The organism is Streptomyces sp. NRRL F-5650, assembly GCF_000721365.1.
Lineage (GTDB): Bacteria > Actinomycetota > Actinomycetes > Streptomycetales > Streptomycetaceae > Streptomyces > Streptomyces ardesiacus.
The window spans coordinates 1-26,727 of record NZ_JOGV01000031.1; the positions used below are offsets into that span (position 1 = coordinate 1).

Consider the following 26,727-nt stretch of genomic DNA (forward strand, 5'->3'; position numbering starts at 1 on the left):
TCCGTACGAGTGCCACCGAGCAGACGCAGCAGGCGGGTGTCGCGCTGTCCCCCAGCGCCACCCCGGAGACACTGCCCAGCAGCGCCGAGTCCGCGCCCGTCGAAGAGCCGAAGGTGGAGCAGCCCGTCACGCAGGAGTCGAAGGACGACGGCGGCGGTGACAAGGGCGACGGGGACAAGGGCGGCGGCGGGGAGGCCAAGAAGCCCGCGAAGCCGGCCGCCAAGCCGGTGGTGCCCGCCGAGAACATCCTGCTGCGCAACACCACCAGCCACATGTGCGCCGAACTCCCGGGCCGGGAGAAGGGCGAACTCGACGGGCCGGTCCAGCAGGCCGTCTGCGACGACACCGACGGGGACAACCAGATCTGGAACCTTGAGGTCCGGTTCAAGAAGGCCGGCCCCGGCGGGGCGGACCTCTTCCAGATCCGGAACATCAAGGACAAGTACTGCATGGACCTGCCCGACCACACCTCCGCCGCCGTGGGCACGCCCATCACCGAGTTCCACTGCGACAACGAGGTCCCGACCGACAACCAGGTCTGGTGGGTCGACAAGCAGGAGAGCGGGGCCTACTGGATCCGCAACTTCTCCAGCAACCAGAAGTGCCTGGGCGTGGAGGGCGCGAACGGCGGCGCCCTCTTCTCCAAGCTGGTGCTCGACGACTGCACCAACGTCGACGACCAGGAGTGGGAGATCATCCACCCGAAGAGGGGCTGAGGCTCAGGCGGTCCCGGCGGCGGTCACCAGCCGCCTTCCCCCGGGACCAGCCGGCCGGCCTTGCGGTACTCGCGGCGGGCGCCCTCCAGGAGGTCGTCCGCCGTCACCGTGTCGTCGCGCCCGGCGGCGAGGTAGGCGGCGGTGACCACGGCGCTGCGGATCGAGCCGCCCGCCAGCTCGAACTCCCGGGCCAGCGGCTCCAGGTCGATGCCGTCGTCGGACGGGACCCGGGACAGGCCGTGCCGCCACAGCGCCAGCCGCTGCTCGACGTCCGGGAAGGGGAAGTCCACCACGAGGTCCAGGCGCCGGGTGAAGGCCTCGTCGATGTTGGCCCGCAGGTTGGTGGTGAGCAGGGCGATGCCGTCGAAGGACTCCAGGCGCTGGAGCAGGTAGGCGCTCTCCATGTTGGCGTACTTGTCGTGCGCGTCCTTGACCTCGGAGCGCTTGCCGAAGACGGCGTCCGCCTCGTCGAAGAGCAGTACGGCGTCGGTGCGGTCGGCCTCCGTGAAGATCCGCTCCAGGTTCTTCTCGGTCTCGCCGACGTACTTGTCCACCACCGACGACAACTGCACCACGTACAGGTCCAGGCCCAGGTCGGCGGCGACCACCTCCGCGGACAGGGTCTTGCCGGTGCCGGACTCGCCCGCGAACAGGCCGAGGACGCCCCGGCCGCGTCCGCCGCCCGCGCTGAGCCGCCAGTCGCCCAGCACGCGGTCGCGGTGGCGGGCGCGCAGGGCGAGTTCGCGGAGCTGGACCAGGGGCTTGTCGGGCAGCACCAGGTCCCGCCAGTCCACGGCGGGCCGGATGCGCCGGGCGTGGCTCTCCAGGCCGGAGGCCGACTGCCGGCGGGCGGCGAGCCGGACGTGGTCGGCGGTGACCGGGGTGCCGTCGAAGGCGGCGAGGGCGCGGGCGGTGTGCGCGGCGCGCTGGATGCGGTCCCCGCCGAGCCGGTAGGGGGCGACGGCCGAGGCCAGGTCGAAGCCGTCGGCGTCGCTGCCCAGCGCGGCCCGCCAGGCGGCGGCGCCACCGGCCCCGCGCCCCGGGGCATCCAGGACCAGGGGGTCGGCCGGCGACCAGTGCGGGTCGTAGGGGCGGGGGTCCGTCATCAGGACGGTCACGTCCCGCGCCGCGGTCAGCGTCCGCACCAGCGCGCCCGGCTTCTCGGGCAGGCCCGCCACCACGAGGGCCCGGCCGCTGAGGCGGGCCTCGCGCAGCAGCTCGGGCACGTGGTCCGCGGGCTCGCCGCAGCGCAGCGCGTCCACGCCCGCGGCGTCCAGGGCGGCGGCGAGGGCGGCCAGGCCGTCGCCCTCGCGGGGTTCGCGCAGGTGGGCGACGAGCGGGCCCTCGCGCAGCAGGGCGGCCAGCCGGCGTACGAACGCCTCGGCGCCGGGGTCCGCCGCGGGCAGCGGGTCCGGCATCGGGAGCAGCAGGCCGAGGAGTGCGGCGTCCGGGGTGTCGTCGCCGAGCAGATGGCCGATCAGCCGGTCCGGGACCTTCAGCGAACGGGTGAGGAAGGGCCGTTCGGGCTCCTCCAGCTCCAGCAGGCCGAGGGTGCGCAGCGGCGCGGAGGCGTGGAACCGGGCCCGGGCGGCCGAGGCGTGCGCGGGCACCCCGCACAGGTCGAGGGCGAGGCCCACGGTGGCGCGGCGGCGGCTCACGTCGTTGTTGAGGTAGCCGTAGAGCGGTTCGAAGGCGCGGTCGACGTCGGGAGCGAGGGCGACGAGCAGGACGGCGGTGTCCAGCTCGGTCAGCCGCGCCCGCCCGCCCAGCGCCGCCAGCCGGTCCGCGGGGCCCGCCGGGCCGCCGACGTGGGCCGGCGGCTCCCCGGGCCCGGCCGCTCCGGCGGGGTCCGGCCAGGTGCGCAGCAGGTGGTGGACGGCCTCGTCGGGCAGGTACAGGCCGCGCAGCGGGTCCTCGGCCGTGGGGTCGTCGGCGCTGCGGTGGTCCACCAGTGCGGCCACGCGTTCCCGCAGGATGCCCAGCCGGGCGAGCAGCGCCTGCGCGCAGTCGCCGGACGGGTCGGCGGCGGGGCCGGTGCCTGGGGTGTGCATGGTCGTCGCGGGGGTCACTGGTGTCACTGTCGTTTCGTACGGCCGTCCTGGGCGGCCCTGCGGGCGACGCGTGCCGCCGCCACCTGGTGCGGCCGGTGCGAGCGTCCCTCCGGCAGCGGCGGGTCGCCCTCCCTGCCGCCGATCCGGACCGTCGCGCCCTCGGTGACCGGGGGCCCGGCGTCGTACTCGGGGAAGGCCGGGAAGGGCGCGGTCACCACCAGGTCGAGGGACGGCTTGAGTTCGCCGCCCAGGGCGGACCAGATCTCGGCGAGGGAACGGGACTCCGACTGGATGCCGGCCACCGTCAGCGGCACGGAGAGGTTCAGCGCGCCGAGCGAGCCCGGGAGTTCGGAGGGCGGCAGCAGCTCGCGGGGCAGCAGGGTCGCCAGGACGGCGGACAGCAGCCGGTGCTCGTCCTGCGGGGTCTTGGTCCACGCCGTCACCAGGTACGACAGCCGGAACCAGCGCGGCGGCTGGCGGCGCTTGATGACGATGTCGTCCTGGTCGCGCACCGCCATCTGGCCGCGGTGCCTGCGGTTCACGTCCTCGCGGATGTCGTACAGGTAGGCGTTGACGACGGGGGCGTTGCGGCGGGCCGCCCAGTCACGGGTGGGCGCCTCGAAGGCCACGTCGATGCCCGAGTCCGTCAACGCCCCGCTCTTGAGGAGGGTCTTGAGGACCTCGTCCACCTCGTGGATCACGCTCGTGCTCCCGCCTTGACCGTCATGGACATCCACCGTCGATCGTGCCCCGGCGCCCCTTTCGCCCGCACGCGCCACGGGGACGGCGGCCGGGCAGGACACCCTGCCCGTGCGGGCCCGGGAGCCCAGCCTCGGTTGCCCGTTCGGTCAGATGTAGCCTTCCCGAAGGGCATAGGCCACGGCGTGGGCGCGATTGCGCAGATGGAGCCGTGTCGTCAGTCCGTGCATGACGTTCTTGACGGTGCGTTCGGAGTAGGACAACTTGCCGGCGATCTCTCCGGTGTCGAGACCCTCGGCGACCAGCCGCAGGACATCCACCTCTCGGGGTGCGAGGCCCAGCGACGGGGCCCCGGGGCGGCCCGCCGCGCCCCGGTGCAGGGTGCCGACCTGGCTGATGAGCCGGCCCAGCAGGTCCGCGGGCAGGTCCCCGTCGCCGCGCGAGGCGGCCAGGACGGCCTGGACCAGGCGGTGGGCGGTGGCCTCGTGCCGCCAGACGATCGCGCCGACGCCGCACTCGACGACGTCGAGCAGTTCGCTCTCGCGGATCGTGCCGGTCACGAGGACGGCGCGCGCCCCTTCACTGCGCACGATCCGGCGCAGCCGGGTGAGCGCCGCGTCGTCGAGCGCGTCCTCGATGAGCAGGGCGACCGTGCCGGGGCCCGACTCCTCGCGCAGGTCGATCTCCGGGTGCCGCCGCAACTGGCTGACCGCACCCTCGCGGCTGATCGGGTCCGGGGCGGACACCGCCACCGGGACCCGCCGGTCGACCACGCCGGCGGCCGGGCCGGAGCCGCGTGCCGAGGTGGTGGTCGTGATGGATGTGGTGGTGGCCCGGGGTGAGTTGAGCAACCGTTTCCCCCCTGTTCACGTGCCCGCAATGCGGCGCAGACCCATGGCGGATGTGCGTGTTCCACACTTGTGGGGCCGCTGGGACTTCGCAATCGTGGACCACCACGAGGTGGACCACGAGACCGGCGCGTCGGCGGCCACAAGGGGCCGTGGGGCAGGAGTCGGGGCAGTCCACAGGGTCCGCACAAGGACGCGGGGGCCCGGGGCGGCGACCGCGCGCCCACGTGACCCGCGCCACTTCGGACCACCGTCGGCCGCGGACGTTCGTCTCACACACCGGGGGAGCACCGTCCACCACAGGAGGCACCGATGACCGGACCGCTCCGTGAACGCGACGACGCGCACGCGCTGTTGGCCGCCGAGATCGAGCGCGCCCGGGCCGGCACCGGCCGCCTCGTCCTGCTGCGCGGTGCCGGCGGCACCGGCCGCACCGCCGTACTGGAGGCCGCCGCCGGGCACGCCGAGGAGCGCGGCCTGCGGGTGCTGCGCGTGCGCTGCTCGCCCGAGGACACCTCGGTGCCCTTCGCGACGGTCCTCCAACTGCTCGCCTGCGTACCGGAGTTCACCGACGTACTGCTCGACGGCGGCGACCGGGCCGACGCGGCCCGGCTGTGGCGGCTGCTGCGCGCGTACGCCGCCGAGGGCCCGGTCCTGGTGGCCGTCGACGACGTCCACCTCGCCGACGAGCCCTCGCGCCGCTGGCTGACGGAGGCGGCCCGGCACGTCGACCGATTACCAGTACTGCTGGTCGCCACCGAGCGCAGCCAGTACGACATCGACCCCCGGCCCCCCGGCCTCACCCGGGCCCTGTCGCCGTCCCTGGTGCGCACCCACACCCTCGCCCCGCTCAGCGACGCGGCGGCGGCCGGGCTGGTCCAGGACGCCTTCCCCGACGCGCCCGCCTCCTGGACGCGGGAGGTCGTGCTGGCCGGTGCGGGCAGCCCGCTGCTCCTGCACGCCCTGCTGGACGACCTCGGCGGCACCCCGCACCCCGACGGCACCCCGCCCGTGCCGGCCAGTTGCGCCGCGCTGTACCCCGGGTCGTACCCGGCCGCCGTGTCCTGGTGGCTGGAGAGCGCGGGCACCGCGACGGCCGACGTGGCCCGCTGCCTGGCGGCCCTGGAGCAGGCCGCGCCCGCCGGTGCGCCGCCGCGCCGGGGCGCGCCCCGGCCTGCCCTCCCGCACCCGCGGACCCCGCCGTTCGAGCACCCGCACGACGCTCCCGCGGTGCGGGCGCGCCGGCCCGGGGACACCGCCCCGGGCTGCCGGGACGTGTGGAGCGCGGACGCGGCGGCGCTCCCGGCGTCCGGGGGAACGGGCCCCCTCGCCGTCCCGCCCGAGCACGGCCCCTACCCGCACCCCACCGAACCCGCCGCCGAGGTGCCGTACCCGCCCCACCGGGACCCGTATCCCGGTCCTGTGCACGCCCCGTACGGCATCCGCCCGGCGCCCGCGCCCGGCGACTACGGCCGCACCGACCCGCCCCCGCACCCCGCCCACCGGACGGCACCGCGGCCCGCGCCCCTCGTGCCCCCGGCGCGAGGGGCGGCCGGGGACCCGGTCGACGTGCTCGCCGAGGCGGCCGGGGCCGACCCCGTGCGGACCGAGGGATGGCTCGCCGCCATGACCCGGCTCGGCCTGCTGCGCCCCGACGCGGCCGGCCGCCCGCGCTACGCGCACCCGCTGCTGCGCGACGCCGTGCTCACCGGCTGGCCCCGCCCGCGCCGCGAGGCCGTGCACCGCTCGGCGGCACAGGCACTGCTGCGCCGAGGCGGCCGGGTCGAGGCGGTCGCCCGGCACCTGCTGCGCACCCCGGCCGTCGGTCTGTCCTGGGCGCTGCGCGTCCTGCGCGACGCCGTGACGGTCGCCATGCACGACGCCCGGCCCGCCGACGCCGTCGGCTACCTGCGCCGGGCCCTGGACGAACCGCTGACCGACGACCTGCGCCAGCGCCTGCTGACCGAACTGGGCTCCCTGGAGTACGCGTCGGCCGACACCCCGGCCGCCATCGCGCGCCTCGCCGAGGCCCAGCACCTGCCGGCCGAGCCCCGCAACCAGGTGCGCACGGCCGTCGCCCTGGGCACCGCCCTGGCCGGGCGCGGCGAGATCCGTACGGCGATGGAGGTGCTGCGCCGCACCGAGGGCCGGCTCTCCCGCCACCCCGACCTCGCCCGGACCGTGCAGACCGCCACCGCGCTGCTGTCCGACGAGGACCTGGCCACCCGGCAGGAGGTGTACCGGTGGCTGTGCGACACCGGCCGGCACTCCCCGGAACTGGTCGGCACCGCCGGACAGGCCCTGCTGGTGCGGTACGCGGCGACGGCCGCCCTGATCTCCGCCGACGAGGCCATGACCCGGGTGCGCCACCTGCTCGCCCAGCCCGCCGACCCGCTCGCCGAGCCCTTCCTGCTGGGCACGGCCGCAGCCGTCGCCCAGTGGGCCGACGAACTCGACGAGGCGGAACGGCTCGTGGAACGCGGCCTGGCCGGACAGCACCCCGCCCTGCTGCACCCGATGCAGCACGCCCTGCTCAACACCCGCGCCGACATCGTTGCCTCCCGCGGCGACCACGCCCGGCTGCTCGCCCTCGCCGCCGACCCGGGGCCCGGGCCCGGACCCACCAACCGCGACGCCCACGCCCTGATCGCGCTCGTCGAGACCGGCCGCGCCGACGAGGCCCTGCGCCACGCCGACCGCTTCGACCTGCGCGAGGCGCCGGAGAACTGGGAGCTGAACCGCTACCTGTACGCGCGGGGCGTGCTGCGCGCCGCCACCGGGGACCCCACGGGAGCGCTCCACGACTTCCTGGAGTGCGGGCGGCGCCAGTCGGCCCGCGAGGTGGTCAGCCCGGTCGTCACCCCGTGGCGCACCGCCGCCGCCGAGATACGGCTGGCGTTCGGCGGCGGCCCCGAGGCGCTGGCCCTGGCGACGGAGGAACTGAGGCTGGCCCGGGTGTGGAACACCCCGCGCACCGTGGGCCGGGCCCTGCGCGTACTGGGTACCGCGACCGGCGGACGGCGCGGTCTCGAACTGGCCGAGGAGGCCGTACGGACCCTGCGCGACGCGTCCGCGGACACCGACATGGAGCTGATCCCCGCCCTGCTCGCCCAGGGCCGCCAGCTCCTCGACGCGGGCGAACACGGACGCGCCCGGGCCCGGCTGCGGGAGGCCGCCGACCTGGCCGAACACAAGGGCGCCCGGCGCTGGCTCACGCTGGCCGGGCAGGCGCTGCGCGAGGGCGGCGCCCGGAACTCCGCGGCGGACCGCTCCGGGGCCGACGCGCTGACCGGCAGCGAGCGCCGGGTCGCCGAACTGGCCGCCGACGGACGGACCAACACCGAGATCGCCGAACTCCTCCACCTCGCCCGGCGCACCGTGGAGACCCACCTGACCAGCACCTACCGCAAGCTGCGGATACGCCGCCGGACGGAGCTGCCGGGCGCCCTGGAGCGCGGCGGGCACCGCGAGCGCGGCGGGCACCGGGAGCGGGAGGCGCGCCCCGACACCCGCTGTTGACCGGGTCCGCTGCGGCACCCCTCACAGACCGCGCAGCAGCCGGCCGATCTCCATCTGCTCGGTCTCCAGCGGGTCGCCGTCCTCGACGTTCCACAGGCTGTTCTGGAGCACCCGGCCCAGGCACCAGGCGCGGGCGCGCTGCCGGTCGAGGCCGAGGACGTCGGTCATGGCGTCGAAACGCCACCGGGTCTCGGCCGGGTCGTAGCGGTTGTGGAGCGCGGGCAGCAGGTCGAAGCCCGGGTCGCCGGCCAGCGGTTTGGGGTCGATGGCGAGCCAGGGGGCGCGGTCCGCGGCGAGGACGTTCTCGTAGTGCAGGTCCCAGTGCAGCAGCCGGTCGCCCGGCTCGTCGGCGACCTCGCGCACGGCGGCGGCGCAGTCGGCGACCAGCCGCCGGTCCGCCGGGTCCGCGATGCGCTCCAGCGTCCCGGGCGTCCGCTCCAGCATGCCCCGCGCGATGTCCCCGAGCCGGCGCAGACCGGGCGGCGCGGGCCTCGCGGTGAGGTGCGCGAGCATCCGGGCGACGACCAGGACGGCCTCGCGGGAGTCCGCGACGTGACTGAGCATGCGGCCGGAGTCCAGGCGCTCCAGGAGCATGGTCCCGGTCGCCGGATCGTGGTCGAGCAGCCGCACCGCTCCGTCCCCGCCCCACGCCCGCAGTGCGAGGGGCTCGCCCTCGGTCTCCGCGTCGAGGACCTGCAGCTTCAGCACCGCCTCGACGCCGTCGCCCCGCACGACCGGCAGCACCAGCGCCGCCCAGCCGTGCATCGGCGGCCCTTCCAGCCGCAGCTCCCACCGCTCCAGGAACCCGGCGGCCAGCGCGGGCAGCCCCGCGACGAAGGCACGTCCGGCCTCGCCGTTGTACTTCTTCAGAGAGACGGCCAGTGCGTCCGGAACGTCGATCACGGTCAACGAGGTTACCGGGCCGTCCCTTTGGCCGGGCCCGAACGCCCGCACCGCAGCACCGCGGGGAGCCGACTGCCCCCCGGCTGCTTCCCCGGCGGGCTCCCTCAGGCCACCGGCTCCGTCACCGGACGGCCCGCCGGGTTCCCGTGCTTCGGCGCCTTCGCCGTCACCATCACGCCCGCGACCACGCCCGCCAGCAGCATCACCCCGGCGGCCACCCAGATGGCGACCGTGTACCCGTGCACGATCCCCTCCCGCACGATCTGCTCCCGCTGGGCGGGGTTCGTCAGGTGCGCGGTGATCCAGGACACGCTGGTGCTGGTCGCGATGGTGTTGAGCAGCGCCGTGCCGATCGAGCCGCCCACCTGCTGCGAGGTGTTGACCGTCGCGGAGGTGACGCCGGAGTCCCGGGGGGCCACCCCGGCGGTGGCCGTGGAGAAGACCGGCATGAAGGTCAGGCCCATGCCGAGGCCCATCAGCAGCAGCGCGGGGAGGATCTCGGTCACGTACTCCGAGCGCACGGTGATCCGCGTGAGGATCACCATGCCGCCCGAGGCGAGGAGCATGCCGGGCACCATCAGCGTGCGCGGGCTGACGTGCGGCAGCAGCCGCGCGGAGATCTGGGTGGAGCCCACGATGATCGCGGCGGTCAGCGGCAGGAACGCCAGGCCGGTCCGCACGGGGGAGTAGCCGAGGATGACCTGGAGGTAGTAGGTCATGAACAGGAACAGTCCGAACATGCCGATGACCGCCAGCATCATCGTCAGGAAGCAGCCGGCGCGGTTGCGTTCCCGGATGACGTGCAGCGGCAGCAGCGGCGTCGGTGCCCGGGTCTGCCACCACACGAACGCCGCCAGCAGGACCGCGGCCAGCCCGAACAGGGACAGCACCAGCGGGTCGGTCCAGCCGCGGGGCTGGGCCTCGCTGAAGCCGTAGACGAGGGCGACCAGGCCGCCGCAGCCGAGGACCACGCCGGGCACGTCGAGCCGGGCGTCGGCGTGACCGGGCCGGTCGTGCAGCAGGGCGAAGGCGCCGATCACCGCGATGATCGCGATGGGGACGTTGACGTACAGGCACCAGCGCCAGTTCAGGTACTCGGTGAGCACGCCGCCGACGATGAAGCCGATCGCGGAGCCGGAGCCGGCCAGCGCGCCGTAGATGCCGAAGGCCTTCCCGCGCTCCTTCGGGTCGGTGAAGGTCGTCGTCAGCAGGGACAGCGCGGACGGCGCGAGGACTGCGGCGAACACGCCCTGGAGGGCGCGGGCGCCGAAGAGCATCGCCGACGTGGTGGCGGCGCCGCCGATCCCGGAGGCGGCGGCGAAGCCGATCAGCCCGATGACGAAGGTGCGTTTGCGTCCCACCAGGTCCGCGACCCGCCCGCCGAGCAGCAGCAGACCGCCGAAGGCGAGGGTGTAGGCGGTGATCACCCACTGGCGGTTGGCGTCGGACATGTGCAGGTCGCGCTGGGCCGAGGGCAGCGCGATGTTCACGATCGTCGCGTCGAGGACGACCATCAACTGGGCCAGGGCGATCACCACCAGCCCCCACCAGCGATGCGGATCGGTCTTCGGGGGCGTGGCCGCGGGTTCGCCTGTCCGACCTGTCCGGGAGCCACTCATCTGGCCAGAAGACCACGATTCGGGACGTGTCGCATCCCGTTGCGCGGGCCGCCGTCCGGCCCGGCTCCACCGGCCGCCGGTCATGGCTCCAGGACCACCTTCCCGGTCGTCGCCCGGTTCTCCAGGGCGCGGTGCGCGGCGGCGGCCCCGGCGAGCGGGAAGCGGTGCACGGCCGGCACGAGCCGGCCCGCCGCGGCCTCGGCGAGGGCGCGCAGTTCGAGGGTGCGCACGGGGTCGGCGCCGCCGGTGCGCTCCCTCATCGCCGGGCCGAGCACCTGCTCGGAGACGCCGTCGACGAGGTAGGGGGCACCGTCGAGCAGGCCCTGTGCCGACCAGCCGAAGACCACGTGCCGCCCGCCGGGCCCGAGCAGGGCGACGGCCTCGCGGGCCACGTCCCCGCCGACACCGTCGAAGACGACGGTGGCGGCCTCGCCGTCCAGGTGGGCGCGGACCTTCGCCGGCCACCCGGGGTCCGTGTAGTCGACGGCGAGATCGGCGCCGTTCGCCGCGACGAGCGCGGTCTTCGACGGGCCGCCGGCGAGGCCGATCACCGTGGCACCGGCGTTCTTGGCGTACTGCACCAGCAGCGTGCCGATGCCGCCCGCGGCGGCCGGGACCACGGCCACGGCGCCGGGGCCCAGCTCGGCGAACTGCACGATCCCCATCGCCGTACGCCCCGTGCCGATCATGGCGACGGCCTGGGCGAAGTCCAGGTTCGCGGGGACCTCGTGGACGCGGGCGAGGTCGGTGACGGCGAGTTCGGCGTAGCCGCCCGGGGCGAAGCCGAGGTGGGCGACGACGCGCCGGCCCAGCCAGCTCTCCGGCGTGCCCTCCCCGAGCGCGTCGACGACCCCGGCGACCTCCCGGCCGGGGATCGTGGGCAGCTCGGGGAGGGCGGGAGCCGGGCCCCGGACGCCCTCGCGCAGGGCGGCGTCCAGGAGGTGGACGCCCGCCGCGCGGACGGCGATCCGGACCTGGCCGGGGCCCGGCGCCGGGTCCTCGACCTCGTCCAGGACGAGGTTCCCGGCCGGACCGAAGGCGTGCAGACGGATGGCGTGCATGACGTAACCCCCAGAGAAGAGAGCGCTGCGGCTGCTGTGGTCCCCACCCAACGACCTCAAGCTCGCTCGAGGTCAAGCCCGTGCCGCCCGAGGGCGAGGGAGACCGCCGTCAGGGCGCTGTTGAAGGAGACCTCGGAGAGCAGACCGGGCGAGGCGACCTGGTCGCCGGCGAGGTAGACGCCGTCGCCGCGGTCGAGGGCCGGCCGGTCGCGCCAGGTGGTGCCGGGCGCGTCGACGGCGCCGGTACGGCCGTTCGCGACGCCTTCGCGCCGCCAGGTCAGCCGCTCCCGCCAGCCGGGGAAGGCCAGGTCGAGCAGGCGCTCGGCCCGCGCGGTGCCGTCGGCCTTCGACTCGTGCGGCGCGAGGGGGATCTGCCCCTGGATCAGTTGCTCCCCCGCCGGCGCGAGCGTGCGGTCCTGCGCCGTGAACCGCTCGATCCACCCGGGCGCGTCCAGGTCGGAGACGGCGAAGGCGTCCCCTCGCCGGGTCCGTACGGCCAGGTCGACCAGGGCGGTGCGGCCGCTCGGCCAGGTCAGCGTGGGGTCGTCCAGCAGACGGCGGGCCGCGTCGAGGGAGGTGGCGACGACGACGGGCGTGTCGGTGGGCAGCGTGTCCACGCGGGAGAGCGTCTCCACCCGGACCCCGAGGTTCCAGGCCAGGGCGGCCATCCGGTCCACGACCCCGGCCCAGCCGCCGCGCGGGTAGTGCGCCTCGGGCGGCAGCTTGGCGGCCCGCCGCAGCCGCTCCTGCACGAAGGCGGCGGACAGCGAACCCGGGTCGTGGTGGAAGAGGGCCACGGCGCAGTAGTGGGCGGCGGCCCGGGCGCCCTCCTCGCCCGCGATGCCGGTCGCCCAGGTCAGGAAGTCGGTGTCGACCGGCGCGGGCCCCACGCCCCGGCGCAGCAGCTTCAGCATGGCGAACGGCGGGGTGCGGCGCAGCGCTCCCTTGTGCCGCAGCCTGAGCCGGGCCGCCTCCAGCGGCGGGATCGGCGCGAGCGGTCCGATCAGGTCGCGCCGGCGCAGCCAGGCCCAGTGCGGGCCGCCGTTGTAGAGAGCGTGCGGACCGTCGTTGGTCCGGTAGGGGCCGTCGGACGTCCGGGCCCGCCCGCCCAGGGTGTGGTGGGCCTCGTGGACGGTGACCTTGGCACCGGCCTCGGCGGCGGTGATGGCCGCGGTCAGTCCGGCGAAGCCGCCACCGATGACGGTGATGCGGTGCATGGCTCGGGTTCTCCCTCGGGTCGCGGTCGCGCCGCCTGGCACGGCGCCTGTCCGCCCCTACGACGTCCGAGGGCGCGCCGGATGTGACATACGGCCGGGGAGAGGGGTGTTGGCGCAGGTCGGAGGCGGTTGTCAGTGCCGGGGTGCAGCATGGGCCCATGGCGAGGAGAGCGGCGGGATCAACGACGGGCGGGCGCGGTACGACGACGGTGCGCGGCGCGAGACGCCCCGAGCTGCGTCTGCCGCCGCTCACGCCGTACGAGGACGGCGGGGGACTGGAGCCGGACGGGGACTACGACGCGCTGGACTTCCGGGAGGCGGATTTCACCGGCCAGGACGGCGCGGGCGCCCGCTTCATGGACTGCGCGCTGACGGGCTGCGCCCTGGACGAGGCGTCGCTGCCCCGGGCCAGGCTGCTGGACACGGTGCTCACCGGCGTCCGGGGCGTGGGCACGAACCTCGCGGAGGCGACCCTGCGCGACGTCGAGCTGCTCGACGCCCGCCTAGGCGGCACCCAGCTCCACGGCGCCGTGCTGGAGCGTGTCCTGGTCCGCGGCGGCAAGATCGACTACCTCAACCTGCGCCGGGCCCGTCTCAAGGACGTCGTCTTCGAGGGCTGCGTCCTGGTCGAGCCGGACTTCGGGGGCGCCCGTCTGGAGCGGGTCGAGTTCGTGGACTGCGCCCTGAAGCAGGCTGACCTGAGCGCGGCCACCCTCACCGACGTCGACCTGCGCGGCGCCGCCCCGCTGGAACTCGCCCGCGGCGTGGACCGTCTCTCCGGCGCCGTGATCAGCCCCACCCAGCTCCTCGACCTGGCCCCGGTGCTGGCGGCGGAGCTGGGGGTGCGGGTGCTGGCGGAGGGGTAGCGGCGCGGGGCCGCTCCGGTCGTCGGGCCGTTCCGGTCGTCCCGGCGGTCAGGGCAGGCGGGGGAAGCGGGCCTGGAGGGACCAGACCGCGGGGTTGTCCGCCAGGTCCTCGTGGAGGTCGGTGAGGTCGGCGAGGAGGTCGTGCAGGAAGTCCCGTGCCTCCCGGCGCAGTTCGGTGTGGGAGAAGGAGAGCGGGGGTTCGTCCGCCGGGAGCCACTCCGCCTCGACGTCGACCCAGCCGAAGCGGCGCTCGAAGAGCAGGCGGTCGGTGGACTCGGTGAAGTCCAGCTCGGCCCGCTGCGGCCGGGCGGCCCGGGAGCCCGCCGGGTCCCGGTCGATCTGCTCCACGATGTCGCACAGCGCCCAGGCGAAGTCGAGCACCGGCACCCATCCCCAGGCTGTGGACAGTTCCCGGTCCGCCTTGGTGTCGGCGAGGTAGACGTCCCCGCAGAACAGGTCGTGGCGCAGGGCGTGGACGTCCGCGCGCCGGTAGTCCGTCTGCGGCGGGTCCGGAAAGCGGGTGGAGAGGGCGTAGCCGATGTCGAGCACGCAGGTGATGGTGTCACGGACCGGACGCCCACCCGGACCGGAGGGGCACGCCGGTGCTCCTCACGGGCTGTCCGGCCTGCCGTCCCCGTGCAGCCAGTCCTTCCAGATCTCCGAGAAGTCCTCGTCCGGCGCCGACTTCTCCACGTACGCCGTGAAGTCCTCGGTGTCCGCGTTGCCGTGGCGACGGGCCGCGGACCAGCCGTGCAGCAGGTCCCAGAAGGCGTCGTCGCCGACCGTCCGGCGGATCTTGTGCAGGACCATCGCGCCCCGCTGGTAGACCGGGCTGTCGGAGATGTGCGCCGCGTCGGGCGGGTCCGCGGGCGGGAACGCCCAGACCGAGTCGTTCGCGTCCTCGTCGTCGTAGTACGTCCCGTCGTAGAGCGCCTCGAAGGTCTCCTGGGCGGAGTCGCCGCCGTGGTCCTCCTCCCACAGCCACTCGGCGTAGGTGGCGAAGCCCTCGTTGAGCCACATGTCCCGCCAGGTCTTCGGGCTGACGGAGTTCCCGTACCACTGGTGGGCCAGCTCGTGGACGAGCAGGACGGTGTCGGGGGCGCCGGGGAAGTAGGGCCGGTTCTGGGTCTCCAGGGCGTACCCGGCGTCCTCGTCGCGGTCGACGATGGCGCCGGTGGAGGAGAAGGGGTAGGGGCCGAAGTTCTCCTGTCCCCACTCCATGATCTCGGGGATGCGCTTGAGGACCTTCCGGCTCGCGTCGGCCTGTGTCGGGTCCACCGCCGTGTAGACGGACAGGCCGTCGTCGGTGGTGGAGCGGGCGGTCTCCCACGTGCCCACCGCGACCGTGACCACGTGGCTGGACATCGGCTCGGCGGTGTGCCAGGTGAACGTCGTACGGCCGTTGCGGGTGCGCTCCTCGCGCAGTTCACCGTTGGAGACCACGCCCAGACCCTTCGGCACGGTCATCCTGATGTCGTACGTCGCCTTGTCGGAGGGGTGGTGGTTGCCGGGGAACCAGGCCATCGAGCCGGTCGGTTCGCCCAGCCCGACCGCGCCGTCGGCGGTGGGCAGCCAGCCCTCCTCGGAGTCGTCCGGGTCGGTGATGGTCTCCGGGCCGCCGGAGTAACGGACGCTCACGCGGAACGTCTCCCCGTCGTGCAACTCGTCGGCGGGGCGCACGGTCAGTTCCTGCCCGGCCCTGTTGAAGCGCGCCTCCCGGCCCTCGACCTCGACCTTCTCGACGTCCATGCCCTTGAGGTCGAGATTGAAGGCGGACAGGTCCTCGGTCGCGCGGGCGGTGATCACCGCCGTGCCGGCGAGGTGCCCGGCGTCGGCGTCCGTGTCGGGGTCGTAGTCCAGGGTCAGGTCGTAGTGGCCGACGTCGTAGCCGCTGTTGCCGGCCTTGGGGAAGTACGGGTCGCGCACCCCCGAGCCACCGGGGGTGCCATCGACCGAGCCGCCTCCGCTGCACGCCGTGAGGGCGAGGGCGGTGGCGGCGGTCACGAGCAGACGGGGGGTGCGCACCTCGTGATCCTATGGGGTGTTTCACGTGAAACGCCCGCCGGCAACGGCTGTTGGGACCCCGGAGCGCCCCGGGAGGACCTAGTTCAGCGCCGCCGCGCCCGCCTGTGCGAACTTCTCGTCCAGGGCGCCGGACGGGGCGCCCGCGACACCGATGCCGGCGATCGGCGCCTTGCCGGCGGTGACCGGCACGCCGCCGCCCAGGAACAGGGTGCCCGGGATGTCCTTCAGGTTGGGCGCGCTCTCCAGGCGGCCCTCCAGCTCGCTGGTCGGCGCGTTCCAGGAGACGGCCGTGTACGCCTTCCGCTCCGCCGACTCGTAGGACTGCGGCCCCGCGCCGTCGCCGCGCAGGGTGAGGATCGTGTTGCCGTTGCGGTCGACGACCGCGACCGTGACTCGCTGGCCCTCCTTCGTGGCGGCCTTCAGCGCCGCCTGCGCGGCCTTGGTGGCGGCGTCGATCGTCAGGTGCGTGGAGGTGGTGGTGTCCCGCTTGCCCGCGGCGACGGGAGCGGCGGCCACCGCGGAGTCCTGGGCGCTCGCGGGGGCGGAGGCGTTCGCGGCCACCGTGCCGAAGGTGCCGGCGGCGACGGCGGCGAGCACGGCACCGCCGGTGGCGACGCGGGCACGACGGGAGAGGGTCTTCTTCATGGTGGGCTGCTCCTCCGGTTGGGGGCGGTCGGCTTCGTGCTCTCCACCCTCCGGCCGGAACCGGGCACCCGCGGTCGGCGTTCCGGCTGCTCGTGGGCGGCGGAACGGGCGACGGCCGGGTCGTCCGATCGGCTGACCCGAAAGACGTCCGAAGCGGGCACCATGGGAGTGTTCGCGCAGCTCAGCCGTCTTCTGCGACGCGTTGCAGAGCCGCGCGGCGGAAGACGGGGCGGGAAGGAGACGGGTGACGGACGGACCGGAGTACCGGACGAGAGGAGGCGGGTGCGGGATGGCCGGGGCGAAGCCGTACGACCACCACCCGGACGCCCGGTGGCTCGGCGCCGTCATGCACGTGGCGTTCTTCCTGCTGCTCGGCGGAGCCCTGGCCCGCTTCCTGCTGCGCCACCCCGGCGAACCCCGCACGCCGTGGATCTTCGCCCTGTCCCTCACCCTCGCGGTGCTGCACCTGCTCGGGCCGGTCCTGGGCGGGCCCCAGCCGTCCGTGCCCGGTGCCGTGCCCGTCCGGCGACGCCTGGCCCGGCTGGGTCCGGTTGTCGCGGTGTGGATGGTGCTGGTCGTGCTCGCGCCCAGCTTCGCCTGGTGCGCGGTGCCCCTGTTCTACACCGGCCTGCGCACCCTGCCGGCCCGGGCGGCGCTCGGCCTGGTCACGGTCCTGACGGTGTTCGTCGTCGCCGCGCAACTGCGGCTCGCCGGGGGCTTCGACCCGAACCTGCTGCTCGCCCCGCCCGCCGTCGCCGCCCTCGCCGCCGCCGTGTTCCTGCACACCGAACGGCAGGCCGCCCGGCAGCGCGCCCTGATCGACGACCTGATCCGCACCCGACGTGAACTCGCCGCCTCCGAGCGCCGCGAGGGCACCCTCGCCGAACGCCAGCGGCTGTCGATGGAGATCCACGACTCCCTCGCCCAGGGCCTGTCCAGCCAGCGGATGCTGCTCCAGGCCGCCGAACGGGTCTGGGAGTCGGACCGGGACAAGGCCCGCACCCACGTCCGGGGCGCCGCCTCCGTCGCCGAGCACAACCTCGCCGAGGCCCGCCGTTTCGTCCACGACCTGGCCCCGGCCGACCTCGCCCGGGGCGGCGGCCTGGAGGCGGCGCTGCGGTCGCTGGCCGAGCGGGAGTCCGGCGAGCACCTCACCGTGCGCGTCCACGTCGACGACGGTGCCCGCCTCCCGGCGCTGCCCGCCCGCGTCGAGTCGGCACTGCTGCGGGTCGCCCAGAACGCCCTGGCCAACGTCCGGGAGCACGCGGGGGCGTCCACGGCCGCGCTCAGCCTCACCCTCCTCGACGACGAGGTCGTCCTGGACGTCACCGACGACGGGCACGGCTTCGACCCGGCGCGGTCGTCCGACACGGGAGCCGGTGCAGGTGCCGGGACAGGTGCCGGGGCCGGGGTGCGCGGCCACGGACTGCCCGCCATGCGCGCCCGGCTGCGCCAGCTCGGCGGCACCCTGACCGTCGAGTCCGCGCCCGGCGAGGGCACCGCCCTGTCCGCCGCCGTGCCGCTGGACCCGCCCCGCACCGGTCCGGCGCACCCGCCGGGCCCCGCCGACCCGCAGGAGGCACCCCGATGACCGACCCGGCAGCCGGCGGACCCGCCGCACCCGTCCGCATCCTGGTCTGCGACGACCACGTCGTCGTACGCGCCGGGCTGCTCGCCCTGCTGGACAGCGCCGACGGCATCGAGGTGGTGGGCGAGGCGGGCACCGGCGAGGAGGCGCTCGCGCTCGCCGGGCGACTGGCGCCGGACGTGGTCCTGATGGACCTTCAGCTCGGCACCGGCATCGACGGCGTGGAGACCACCCGCCGCCTCACCACGGGCACCGGGCGCGTGCCGCGCGTGCTGGTGCTGACCACCTACGACACCGACGCCGACATCACCCGTGCCATCGAGGCGGGCGCGACCGGCTACCTGCTCAAGGCCGAACGCCCCGAGGAACTGTTCGCGGCCATCCACGCCGCCGCTCAGGACCGTCCGGCACTGTCCGGGCCCGTCGCCGGCCGGGTGATGGCCAGTCTGCGCAGTCCCCGCCCCGCCCTCACCGGCCGCGAACGCGACATCCTGGCCCAGCTCGCCACCGGACTCGGCAACCGGGAGATCGCCCGCGCCCTGTACATCAGCGAGGCCACGGTGAAGACGCACCTGCGCCGCATCTACGACAAGCTCGGCGTCGACACCCGCGCCGGAGCGGTCGCGGTGGCCAAGGAGCAGCGCCTGCTGCCGTGACGGAACGCCGAAGGTCCCCCGGCCGGACGTCCGGGGGACCTTCGTACGCGGCGAACCGGCGGGTGAACGTCAGACGTTCACGCCGAAGTCCTGGGCGATGCCCACCAGGCCCGAGGCGTAGCCCTGGCCGACGGCGCGGAACTTCCACTCGGCGCCGTTGCGGTACAGCTCGCCGAAGACCATGGCGGTCTCGGTGGCCGCGTCCTCCGACAGGTCGTAGCGCGCGATCTCGGCGCCGCCGGCCTGGTTGACGATGCGGATGTAGGCGTTGCGGACCTGGCCGAAGTTCTGCGAGCGGTTCTCGGCGTCGTAGATCGAGACCGGGAAGACGATCTTGTCGATGTCGGCCGGGAGACCGGCCAGGTTGACGTTGATCGCCTCGTCGTCGCCGGCGCCCTCGCCGGTGCGGTTGTCACCGGTGTGGACGATGGTGTTGTCCGGCGTCTGCTTGTTGTTGAAGAAGACGAAGTGGGCGTCGGAGTAGACCTTGCCCTCCGCGTTGACCGCGATCGCGGAGGCGTCGAGGTCGAAGTCGGTGCCGGTGGTGGTGCGGACGTCCCAGCCGAGCCCCACGGTGACTTCGGTCAGGCCCGGAGCCTCCTTGGTGAGCGAGACGTTGCCACCCTTGGACAGGCTTACAGCCATTGTTGGGAGTCCCTTCCCTCGTTTACGTACGGCAAGAAAGCTACAGCTACCACCATGAACGTCGAGAGGGGTCCACAAGGTTCCGCCTGTCTTTACTTTCTTTACCCGGGCCGGAACCGGGACCGGGGACGCCGGACCGGAACGCCGGGCGGGGGATATTCGGGTGACTCCGGCCGCCGGGGGGCGGGAACATGGAGGGCATGTCCGGTCCCCATGTCATCCGCGGCTCCGTCTCCCTGCCCGAGGCCGAGCTGGTCTGGCGTTTCTCGCGCTCCTCGGGGCCCGGCGGACAGCACGTCAACACCACGGACACGGCGGTGGAACTGCGCTTCGACCTGGCGCGGACCGAGGCCCTGCCCGAGGTGTGGAAGCAGCGGGCGCTGGAGAGGCTGGCCGGGCGCCTGAACGACGGGGTCGTCACCGTCCGCGCCTCCGAGCACCGCTCCCAGTGGCGCAACCGCGAGACCGCCGCCGTGCGCCTGGCCGGTCTCCTCGCCGAGGCCACCGCCCCGCCGCCCAGGCCCCGCCGGCCGACCCGCGTCCCGCGCGGCATCAACGAACGCCGGCTGCGGGAGAAGAAACAGCGCGCGCAGACCAAACGGGGCCGCTCGGCGCGCGGCTGGGACTGACCGGGGGCCCGCCACCGGGCCGGTGGGCGACGGCCGCTCAGTCCAGCTTCCGGTACCGCCCCCGGAAGTAGGTGAGCGGCCCGCCGTCCGCGCTCGGCAGCGAGGCGGTCAGGACGCGGCCGATGACGAGGGTGTGGTCGCCTGCCGGGACCCGTTGCTCGGTGCGGCACTCCAGGGTCGCCAGCGCGCCGCCCGCCAGCGGCGCCCCGGTCGCCTCGCCGCGCACGTAGGGGATGTCGGCGAACAGGAGGCGGTCGCTGACGCGGCCCTTCATCGCGAAGCGGCCCGCGATGTGCCGCTGGCTCTCGGAGAGGACGGAGACCGCCCACAGGGGCTGCTCGTCGAGCAGGTCGTCCATGCGGGAGCCCTCGCGCAGGCTGACCAGGACCAGCGGCGGGTCCAGGGAGACCGACACGAACGCGGTGGCCGTCATGCCGACGTCCTCGCCGCGCGGCGCCAGCGGGTCGTCGGGGTCCAGCGGCGGCTCCTGCGCGGTCACCAGGACCACGCCGGAGGCCAGCCGGGACATGGCGGCACGGAACTCCTCGTTGCTCACCCCCTCAGAATGCCCGGAGGCGGGCGACGGCAACGGGGACGCGGGGGAGGCGAGGGACGAAGTGTTCGGCACCCCGTCACGCTAATCTCCGGCACACGGGCCCGGCATCGGACCCTGGTCCCAACCGGGACCTAGGACCAGGGACGGAGGGTGCGCTTCCGCCTGGACTTTGCGATCGGTAAACCTGCCGGGAAAACACGGAATGCCCTCTCAATTGTTCAGGTTTTGCTGTGACTTGAGTCACAAGGGGCGGTAATTGTTGACCCTGTGTACCGAGTGGGGAGCGCGCTGTGATTCAGTGGCGGGGAACCTGCAAGGGCACCATCAGTAAAGGCGCCGAAGACAACCCTTGATTCACTGCGAGGTCTCGGGGGGAGGGCGAGCATGGAGACCGACTCGGAGCCCTATGTCCGCCTTGCGTCCCTGCGGCAGTTGCACCAGGCCATGGCCGACATGAACAAGGCCCGCAGTCTGGCCGACACCCTGCAGGCCGTCGCCGACGGCGTCGTCCAGTCCCTCGGGTACGAACTGGCGTGCGTCAACCTGGTCGGCCCCGACGGCGACCTCGTCGTCGCCGCCTTCGCGGGCAACCAGGCCGCCGAGGCGCTCATCACCGGCCGCTCGGGCTCCCGCGCGTCCTGGGACCGGCGCCTGAGCATGGGCGAGCAGTGGGGCGACCTGATCTTCATACCCCACACCGAGGGCTGGGTCCTCGACGACGACGACGTCCCGCAGTGGTACACCGACGGCCCCGCGCCCCGCTTCGAGGACGAGTGGCACCCCTCGGACCGGCTCTTCGCCCCGATGTACGCGCCGGGCCCGCAGGGCGGCGGCAGCAGCGGCGAGCTGATCGGCGTCCTGTCCGTGGACCGGCCGCGCAACGGCCGCCGCCCCGGCGCCTGGGGCCGCGAGGCTTTGCAGATGTACGCGTTCCAGGCCGCCATCGCGATCAGCAACGCGCGGCTCCGCTCCAACATGCAGCGCGCCCTGGTCCGCCTGGAGCGCGACCAGCAGGCGCTCAGGGCCAGCGAGGAGAGCTTCCGCCAGGCCTTCGAGTACGCCCCCTCCGGCATGGCCATCGCCGAGATGGGCGGCGACCAGCACGGCCGCATCCTGCGCACCAACGACGCGCTCTGCCGCCTGCTGGGCCGCCGCGCCTCCGCGATGCGCCGCTACGCCTTCTCCGACCTCGTGCACCCCGAGGACATCGGCACCCTGCTGCGCACCTCCGCCGAGGGCGGCCGGGCCGAGCTGCGCCTGGGGCGCCGCGACGGCACCTACGTCTGGGTCTCGCTGCGCAACAGCGTCGTCGCCGACGCCGCCGACGGGCCGCGCTTCCTGCTCACCCACGTCGAGGACATAGAGGAGCGCAAGCGCCGCGAGCTCCAGCTCGCCCACCGTGCCTCCCACGACTCCCTCACCGGCCTGCCCAACAGCGCCGAGCTGCGCTCCCGGCTGGCCGCCCGGCTGTGCCAGCGCCCGCAGTCCTCGCACGCGGCGGTGGCCGACGCCATGGACGCCGCCTACGGGCACCCCGCCCTCTTCGACTCCGGCGGCCACACCTTCGACTTCTCCGCCGCCCCCGAGCCGTACGGCGCCTTCGACCACCACGAGCACGCCGTGGCTCCCGAGGACGGCCGCGACGACGGCACCAAGGGGCTCGCGGTCCTCTTCTGCGACCTGGACGGCTTCAAGTCGATCAACGACCGGTTCGGGCACAACGCGGGCGACGCCGTGCTCATCGAGGTCGCCCGGCGGCTCAGCGGCGGCGTCCGCGACGGCGACACCGTGGCCCGGCTCGGCGGCGACGAGTTCGTGATCCTCGCCAACGGGCTCGGCCGGGCCGACGCCGAGGACCTCGCCGTACGGCTGCGCAACGAGATCATCCAGCCGATCCGGGCCGAGGGCCGGGCCGTCCGCGTGGGCGCCAGCTTCGGCATCGGCTGGGCCCACTGCGGCATGACGGCGGACGAAGTCCTGAAGTCGGCTGACGAACGGATGTACGTCGAGAAACGATCTCGTCCCAAACAGCACCGCCGAGCCGGATGATCAGCAGGTCAGCGCGTTGATGCGGTTTGGGTCACCCGTTCGGGTCAGCGGGAGCGGGTAGGCTCGCTCTCTCACCCACCCGTACCACGCACCGCATCTGGTTAGGAGACCAAGGGATGACGCCCGGCAACAACGGCGCGAGCACGCCCGAGGACGACGACCCCTTCGGCTACCTCTACGCCGACGGGCAGGCCAACGGGGCCCAGCCGCCGTCCGGTGGCTACGGCTACCCGAACTCCGTCAACCGGGTGCGTCCCGTCGGCACACGGCAGTACGGCGCACCGCAGGGCCAGGCCGCCCCGCCCCAGCAGGGCGCCTACGGCCAGCCGCAGGGCGCGTACGGACAGCCGAACGCGCACTACGCGGCGCCGGAGACCTTCCCCGGCGGTGGCGGCCCCGGTGCCCCGCAGCAGCCGTCCGGGCACGGCGGGGGCGGCGGGCGCCGCGGCCCCAACACCAAGGGGCTGCTGATCGGCGCGGTCGCGGTCGTCGCCGCCGTGGTCATCGGCATCGCCGTGGCCATGACGAGCAGCGGCACCGACGACGACAAGAGCGGCGACGAGGCGGGCGGCGACCCGACCCCCACCCAGTCCCAGAGCACCGACCCGAGCCCGTCGGCGAGCGACGACGATGCCGAGAAGGAGGTCGACCTGCCCTCCGCCGACGCGAAGGCGATGCGGCTCGGCGGCCCGGCCTCCCTCGCCTCGGACGTCGAGGGCGCCGAGTCGGACGGCGGCGTCTACGTGGCCAACCTCAACCAGCCGGGCGCCTCGGTCACCTGGACCGTGAACGGCATCCCCGAGGACGGCCTCTACACCCTCTTCACCACCTACAGCGCGGCCGGCGAGGACCAGTCGATGACCCTCACGGTCAACGGCAAGGAGTTCGGCAGCAAGCTGAACCTGGGCAACTTCGCGCAGGCCGAGGACGGCGACTTCGCCAAGGGCTGGACCAAAACCTACGCCTGGCCCACCCTCAACAAGGGCACCAACACCATCACCCTGTCCTGCACCGACGGCGACAAGTGCGACGTCCTGCTGGACCAGTTCTCCCTGAAGAAGGGCCAGGTCAAGAACTAGGGGGTGTGTTCAGGCCGCCCCCGCCTCCGCCGTCACCGCGACCCCGCGGCCGAGCAGCTCCTCGTACGCCGCCCGGTCGAACTCGCCCGCCACCGGCGCCAGCACCGTCGCCGCCGACAGGGCGACCGCGCGGGTCAGCCGGTCCGGCCAGGGCAGGTGCTCCACCAGCCCGGAGAGCAGGCCCGCGACCGCGGAGTCGCCCGCGCCCGTCGGGTTGCCGTGGACGTGGGCCGGCGGGGCGGCGCGCCAGCGGCCCTCCGGGGTCACCGCGAGCAGCCCCTCGGCGCCCAGCGAGGCGACCACCGAACGGGCACCGCGGCGCCGGGCGGCCTGCGCGGCCCGCTGCGGCTCGTGCGAGCCGGTCAGCTCGGCCAGTTCGTCGGCGTTCGGCTTGATCAGGTCCGGGCGGGCGGCAAGGCCCCGCCGCAGCGGCTCCCCGCTCGTGTCGAGCAGCACCGGCACGCCCGCGGCCCGCGCGGCCCGCACCAGCCCGGCGTACGCGCCCACCGGGACGCCCGGCGGCAGGCTGCCGCACAGGGCCACCGCGGCGGCACCGTCCAGCAGGTCCTCGTAGGCGTCCTGGAAGGCGTTCCACTCGGCGGGCGACACGGCCGGGCCCGGCTCGTTGAGCTGGGTGGTGTCGCCGGTGCGCTCGTCGACGACGGCCACGGTGCGCCGTGTGGCCCCCTCGACCGGCACCAGCGCGTCGGTCACGCCGCGCACGCCGGTGAGGTGCTCGCGCACGACGGCGCCGGTGGTGCCGCCCGCGAAGCCGGTGACCGTCACCTCGTGCCCGAGGGCCGCCAGCACCCGGGCCACGTTGAGCCCCTTGCCGCCGGGCCGCTCGGTCACCTCCGTCACCCGGTGCGAGGCGTGGGGCCTGAGGCCCTGGACGCGGTAGGTGATGTCGAGCGCGGTGTTGAGAGTGACGGTGAGGATCACCGTGCCGACCTCCCCCGATCGTGTGCGGCTGGGTATGCCCGCGGAGCGGTGCTCCACGACACGATCATGCCAAAAGGCGGGCGGTCGGCCCAGTCCCCGGGGAGGCCGGTCCGGCAGCGGACCCGGGGACGGATCAGCCCAGTCGGGGATCGACCACCCATTCGCCCCGGCGCATCACGCCCACCAGGTCGAAGGCGTCGTCCAGGACCACGAGGTCGGCGTCCTTGCCGGGCTCCAGGGAGCCGACGCGGTCGTCCAGGCCGAGCAGCCGCGCCGGGTTGGCGGAGATCGCCGCGACGACGTCCCCGACGGGCAGCCGGTCCACCGTCACCGCCCGCTTGAAGGCGCGGTCCAGCGTGAGCGTGGAGCCCGCGATCGAGCCGCCCTCCACCAGCCGGGCCACGCCGTCCGCGACCTCGACCTCCAGGGGGCCGAGCAGGTACCGGCCGTCGCCGAAACCGGCCGCGTCCATCGCGTCGGTGATGAAGGCGACCCGGGCGGCGCCCGCGTGGTGGAAGGCCAGTTGCAGCGCGGCCGGGTGCAGGTGCGTGCCGTCGTTGATCAGCTCGACGGTGATCCGCTCGTCCTCCAGCAGCGCCGTGATCGGGCCCGGGGCGCGGTGGCCGACCGGGGGCATGGCGTTGAAGAGGTGCGTGGCGACGGTGGCGCCCGCGTCGATGGCCTGCACGGTCTGCTCGTACGTCGCGTCGGTGTGGCCGACGGCCGCGATCACGCCGTGCTCGACGAGCAGCCGTACGGAGTCCAGGCCGCCCGGCAGCTCCGTCGCCAGGGTCATCATCTTCGCGTGGCCGTGCGCCGCGTCGATCAGCTTGCGGACCTCGGCCGGGTCCGGGTGGCGCAGCAGTTGCTCGTCGTGGGCGCCCTTGCGGCAGGGGGAGATGAACGGCCCCTCGAAGTGGATGCCAACGATGTCGCCCTGCTGCGCGAGTTCGGCGAGCATCCCGGCGTGCCGGGCGAGGAAGTCCAGCTCACCGGTGACGGCGGAGGCGACCACCGTGGTGGTGCCGTGCCGCCGGTGGGTCTCGACGCCCTTGAGGATCTCCTCGGCGGTGCCGCCGGCGAAGGAGGCGCCGCCGCCGCCGTGGTTGTGGATGTCGACGAAGCCGGGCACCACCCAGTGGCCCGTCAGGTCGACGACCTCGGCCTGCGGTGGAGCCGTGTCCGCGATCCGCGTGCCGTCGACGACGAGGCGGCCGTCGTCCACGGTCCCGGTGGGCAGCACCACCCGGGCACCGGCGAGAACCTTGCTTGGGGCCATCAGGTGGTTACCTCCGGGGAGTCACGGCCGTGGGAGCCGTGGAAGTCGGGTCGGCCGTGGGAGCCGTAGCGGATGTGGCGGCCGTGTCGGTCGTGGTGGCCGTGTCGGCACGGGCGGACGGAGCAGCGGTGTCGAGCAGGTCCCAGGCCATCAGCCCGGCACCCAGGCAGCCGGCGGTGTCCCCGAGCGCGGCGGGGACGATCTCCGGCAGCCTCTGGAAGGTGACGCGCCGCCGGACGGCGTCCCGCAGCGGTGTGAACAAGGTTTCCCCCGCCTCGGCGAGGCCGCCACCGATGATCAGGACCCGCGGGTCCAGCAGGGTGAGCGCGGTGACCAGTCCGTCGGCGAGCGCGTCCACGGCGTCCCGCCACACGGCGAGCGCGCGGGCGTCGCCCGACTCGACGGCCTTGGCGCAGTCGGCGGCGTCCGCCTCGGGGTCGCCGCAGGCCTCGGCCCACGCCTGGCTGACCGCCGACGCGGACGCGAACCGCTCCAGGCAGCCCCGCTGCCCGCACGGGCAGGCGATGCCGCCCGGGCGCACGACGACGTGGCCGATCTCGCCCGCGAAGCCGTGGGCGCCCGCCTCCACCCGGCCGTCGATGCCGATGGCGCCCGCGATCCCGGTGCCCAGCGGCACGAACAGGAACCGGTCGGCGCCCTGTCCGGCGCCGATCCGGCCCTCGGCGAGCCCGCCGGTGCGCACGTCGTGGCCGAGGGCGACCGGGATGCCGCCGAGCCGCTCGCCGAGCAGCCCGCGCAGCGGTACGTCGCGCCAGCCGAGGTTGGCCGCGTACACCGCGACGCCCTGCTCGGCGTCGACGATGCCGGGCACGGCGACACCGGCGGCACGGGCCGGCTCGCCGAAGCGGTCGGCACCGTAGGCACGCAGCTCGGCGGCGAAGTCGAGGATGCCCGCGACGACCGCCTCGGGGCCCCGCTCGCGACCGGTGGCCCGGCGGGCCTGGTGCAGCAGTTCGCCCCCAGGTCCCGCCAGGGCGGCCTTCATCCCGGTGCCGCCCACATCGAGGGCGATGACATGTCTCACGGGGACAGTGTGGCCCGTTGACCCGGGAGAGGTCTAGTCCACTCGCGTGGTGTAGACCTTAATCCGGTAAGCGGACAGACGCAGGGTTGG

Annotated in this window: 23 protein-coding genes; 8 read left to right on the forward strand and 15 right to left on the reverse strand. The window is 74.5% G+C overall.

Annotation, left to right across the window (positions count from 1 at the left end; all coding sequences use genetic code 11):
* A partial coding sequence (locus tag IG88_RS0124260; RefSeq protein ID WP_031045015.1) for an RICIN domain-containing protein occupies nt 1-716 on the forward strand: 716 nt, incomplete at its 5' end.
* Nucleotides 717-739: 23 nt separating this feature from the next.
* Here IG88_RS0124260 and IG88_RS0124265 read toward each other — a convergent pair.
* From IG88_RS0124265 to IG88_RS0124275, 3 genes are all read right to left on the reverse strand, one after another.
* The gene (locus IG88_RS0124265) at nt 740-2,767 is read right to left on the reverse strand and encodes an ATP-binding protein (RefSeq protein WP_031045017.1); all 2,028 of its coding nucleotides are present in this window, start codon (nt 2,765-2,767) and stop codon (nt 740-742) included.
* 23 nt (nt 2,768-2,790) lie between these two features.
* Nucleotides 2,791-3,468, reverse strand: coding sequence for a DUF4255 domain-containing protein (locus IG88_RS0124270; RefSeq protein ID WP_031045020.1), 678 nt, complete (start codon nt 3,466-3,468; stop codon nt 2,791-2,793).
* 147 nt (nt 3,469-3,615) lie between these two features.
* Complete coding sequence (locus tag IG88_RS0124275) at nt 3,616-4,317, reverse strand: response regulator transcription factor (protein ID WP_031045025.1); 702 nt, start codon at nt 4,315-4,317, stop codon at nt 3,616-3,618.
* A gap of 309 nt (nt 4,318-4,626) precedes the next feature.
* On the opposite strand from IG88_RS0124275, the gene IG88_RS0124280 reads away from it, so the two are divergent.
* Nucleotides 4,627-7,833, forward strand: coding sequence for a helix-turn-helix transcriptional regulator (locus tag IG88_RS0124280; RefSeq protein WP_031045028.1), 3,207 nt, complete (start codon nt 4,627-4,629; stop codon nt 7,831-7,833).
* Nucleotides 7,834-7,854: 21 nt separating this feature from the next.
* Here IG88_RS0124280 and IG88_RS0124285 read toward each other — a convergent pair whose 3' ends face one another.
* From IG88_RS0124285 to IG88_RS0124300, 4 genes are all read right to left on the reverse strand, one after another.
* The gene (locus IG88_RS0124285) at nt 7,855-8,736 is read right to left on the reverse strand and encodes an aminoglycoside phosphotransferase family protein (protein WP_031045030.1); all 882 of its coding nucleotides are present in this window, start codon (nt 8,734-8,736) and stop codon (nt 7,855-7,857) included.
* A gap of 104 nt (nt 8,737-8,840) precedes the next feature.
* A complete protein-coding gene (locus IG88_RS0124290; RefSeq protein ID WP_037836545.1) occupies nt 8,841-10,355 on the reverse strand; it encodes an MFS transporter in 1,515 nt (504 codons plus the stop codon).
* A gap of 80 nt (nt 10,356-10,435) precedes the next feature.
* Complete coding sequence (locus IG88_RS0124295; RefSeq protein WP_031045036.1) at nt 10,436-11,416, reverse strand: zinc-binding dehydrogenase; 981 nt, start codon at nt 11,414-11,416, stop codon at nt 10,436-10,438.
* A gap of 56 nt (nt 11,417-11,472) precedes the next feature.
* On the reverse strand, nt 11,473-12,633 hold the full coding sequence (locus tag IG88_RS0124300; protein ID WP_031045039.1) for an NAD(P)-binding protein: 1,161 nt from the start codon (nt 12,631-12,633) through the stop codon (nt 11,473-11,475).
* Between the two features lie 158 nt (nt 12,634-12,791).
* Here IG88_RS0124300 and IG88_RS0124305 point away from each other — a divergent pair, with 158 nt between their 5' ends.
* Nucleotides 12,792-13,499, forward strand: a complete 708-nt coding sequence (locus tag IG88_RS0124305) for a pentapeptide repeat-containing protein (protein ID WP_031045042.1) — start codon at nt 12,792-12,794, stop codon at nt 13,497-13,499.
* Between the two features lie 48 nt (nt 13,500-13,547).
* Here the strand turns inward: IG88_RS0124305 and IG88_RS0124310 are convergent, their stop codons facing one another.
* The 3 genes from IG88_RS0124310 to IG88_RS0124320 all read right to left on the reverse strand — a co-directional run bounded on the left by IG88_RS0124310 (nt 13,548) and on the right by IG88_RS0124320 (nt 16,169).
* Nucleotides 13,548-14,048, reverse strand: coding sequence for a hypothetical protein (locus tag IG88_RS0124310; protein WP_031045045.1), 501 nt, complete (start codon nt 14,046-14,048; stop codon nt 13,548-13,550).
* A 60-nt stretch (nt 14,049-14,108) separates the two neighbouring features.
* Nucleotides 14,109-15,524 (reverse strand): M1 family metallopeptidase, encoded by a 1,416-nt coding sequence (locus IG88_RS0124315; RefSeq protein ID WP_031045048.1) that lies wholly within the window; start codon nt 15,522-15,524, stop codon nt 14,109-14,111.
* Nucleotides 15,525-15,602: 78 nt separating this feature from the next.
* Entirely contained in the window at nt 15,603-16,169 is a 567-nt protein-coding gene (locus IG88_RS0124320) for a GlcG/HbpS family heme-binding protein (protein ID WP_031045051.1), read from the reverse strand.
* A 289-nt stretch (nt 16,170-16,458) separates the two neighbouring features.
* Here IG88_RS0124320 and IG88_RS0124325 point away from each other — a divergent pair, with 289 nt between their 5' ends.
* Together IG88_RS0124325 and IG88_RS0124330 are read left to right on the forward strand one after the other, a co-directional pair.
* On the forward strand, nt 16,459-17,760 hold the full coding sequence (locus IG88_RS0124325) for a sensor histidine kinase (RefSeq protein WP_031045054.1): 1,302 nt from the start codon (nt 16,459-16,461) through the stop codon (nt 17,758-17,760).
* Nucleotides 17,757-18,413, forward strand: a complete 657-nt coding sequence (locus tag IG88_RS0124330) for a response regulator (RefSeq protein ID WP_031045057.1) — start codon at nt 17,757-17,759, stop codon at nt 18,411-18,413. The genes IG88_RS0124325 and IG88_RS0124330 overlap by 4 nt, the downstream gene beginning before the upstream one ends.
* 69 nt (nt 18,414-18,482) lie before the next feature.
* On the opposite strand, the gene IG88_RS0124335 is transcribed toward IG88_RS0124330, so the two are convergent.
* Nucleotides 18,483-19,058 carry a TerD family protein gene (locus tag IG88_RS0124335; protein WP_030399397.1) on the reverse strand — a complete coding sequence of 192 codons (576 nt, stop codon included), beginning with the start codon at nt 19,056-19,058 and terminating at the stop codon, nt 18,483-18,485.
* Nucleotides 19,059-19,249: 191 nt separating this feature from the next.
* Here IG88_RS0124335 and arfB point away from each other — a divergent pair, with 191 nt between their 5' ends.
* On the forward strand, nt 19,250-19,687 hold the full coding sequence (arfB, locus tag IG88_RS0124340; RefSeq protein ID WP_031045061.1) for an alternative ribosome rescue aminoacyl-tRNA hydrolase ArfB: 438 nt from the start codon (nt 19,250-19,252) through the stop codon (nt 19,685-19,687).
* Nucleotides 19,688-19,724: 37 nt separating this feature from the next.
* On the opposite strand, the gene IG88_RS0124345 is transcribed toward arfB, so the two are convergent.
* The gene (locus tag IG88_RS0124345) at nt 19,725-20,315 is read right to left on the reverse strand and encodes a flavin reductase family protein (RefSeq protein WP_063760639.1); all 591 of its coding nucleotides are present in this window, start codon (nt 20,313-20,315) and stop codon (nt 19,725-19,727) included.
* Nucleotides 20,316-20,627: 312 nt separating this feature from the next.
* On the opposite strand from IG88_RS0124345, the gene cdgB reads away from it, so the two are divergent.
* Together cdgB and IG88_RS0124355 are read left to right on the forward strand one after the other, a co-directional pair.
* Nucleotides 20,628-22,292: a diguanylate cyclase CdgB gene (cdgB, locus tag IG88_RS0124350; protein ID WP_031045066.1), complete on the forward strand. Its 1,665-nt coding sequence runs from the start codon at nt 20,628-20,630 to the stop codon at nt 22,290-22,292.
* A 116-nt stretch (nt 22,293-22,408) separates the two neighbouring features.
* The gene (locus IG88_RS0124355; protein ID WP_031045068.1) at nt 22,409-23,371 is read left to right on the forward strand and encodes a carbohydrate-binding protein; all 963 of its coding nucleotides are present in this window, start codon (nt 22,409-22,411) and stop codon (nt 23,369-23,371) included.
* Nucleotides 23,372-23,380: 9 nt separating this feature from the next.
* On the opposite strand, the gene IG88_RS0124360 is transcribed toward IG88_RS0124355, so the two are convergent.
* From IG88_RS0124360 to IG88_RS0124370, 3 genes are all read right to left on the reverse strand, one after another.
* Nucleotides 23,381-24,313 (reverse strand): 1-phosphofructokinase family hexose kinase, encoded by a 933-nt coding sequence (locus IG88_RS0124360; RefSeq protein WP_031045071.1) that lies wholly within the window; start codon nt 24,311-24,313, stop codon nt 23,381-23,383.
* Nucleotides 24,314-24,446: 133 nt separating this feature from the next.
* Complete coding sequence (nagA, locus tag IG88_RS0124365; RefSeq protein WP_031045074.1) at nt 24,447-25,592, reverse strand: N-acetylglucosamine-6-phosphate deacetylase; 1,146 nt, start codon at nt 25,590-25,592, stop codon at nt 24,447-24,449.
* Between the two features lie 7 nt (nt 25,593-25,599).
* On the reverse strand, nt 25,600-26,637 hold the full coding sequence (locus IG88_RS0124370; RefSeq protein ID WP_267884666.1) for an ROK family protein: 1,038 nt from the start codon (nt 26,635-26,637) through the stop codon (nt 25,600-25,602).
* Between the last annotated feature and the right edge of the window lie 90 nt (nt 26,638-26,727).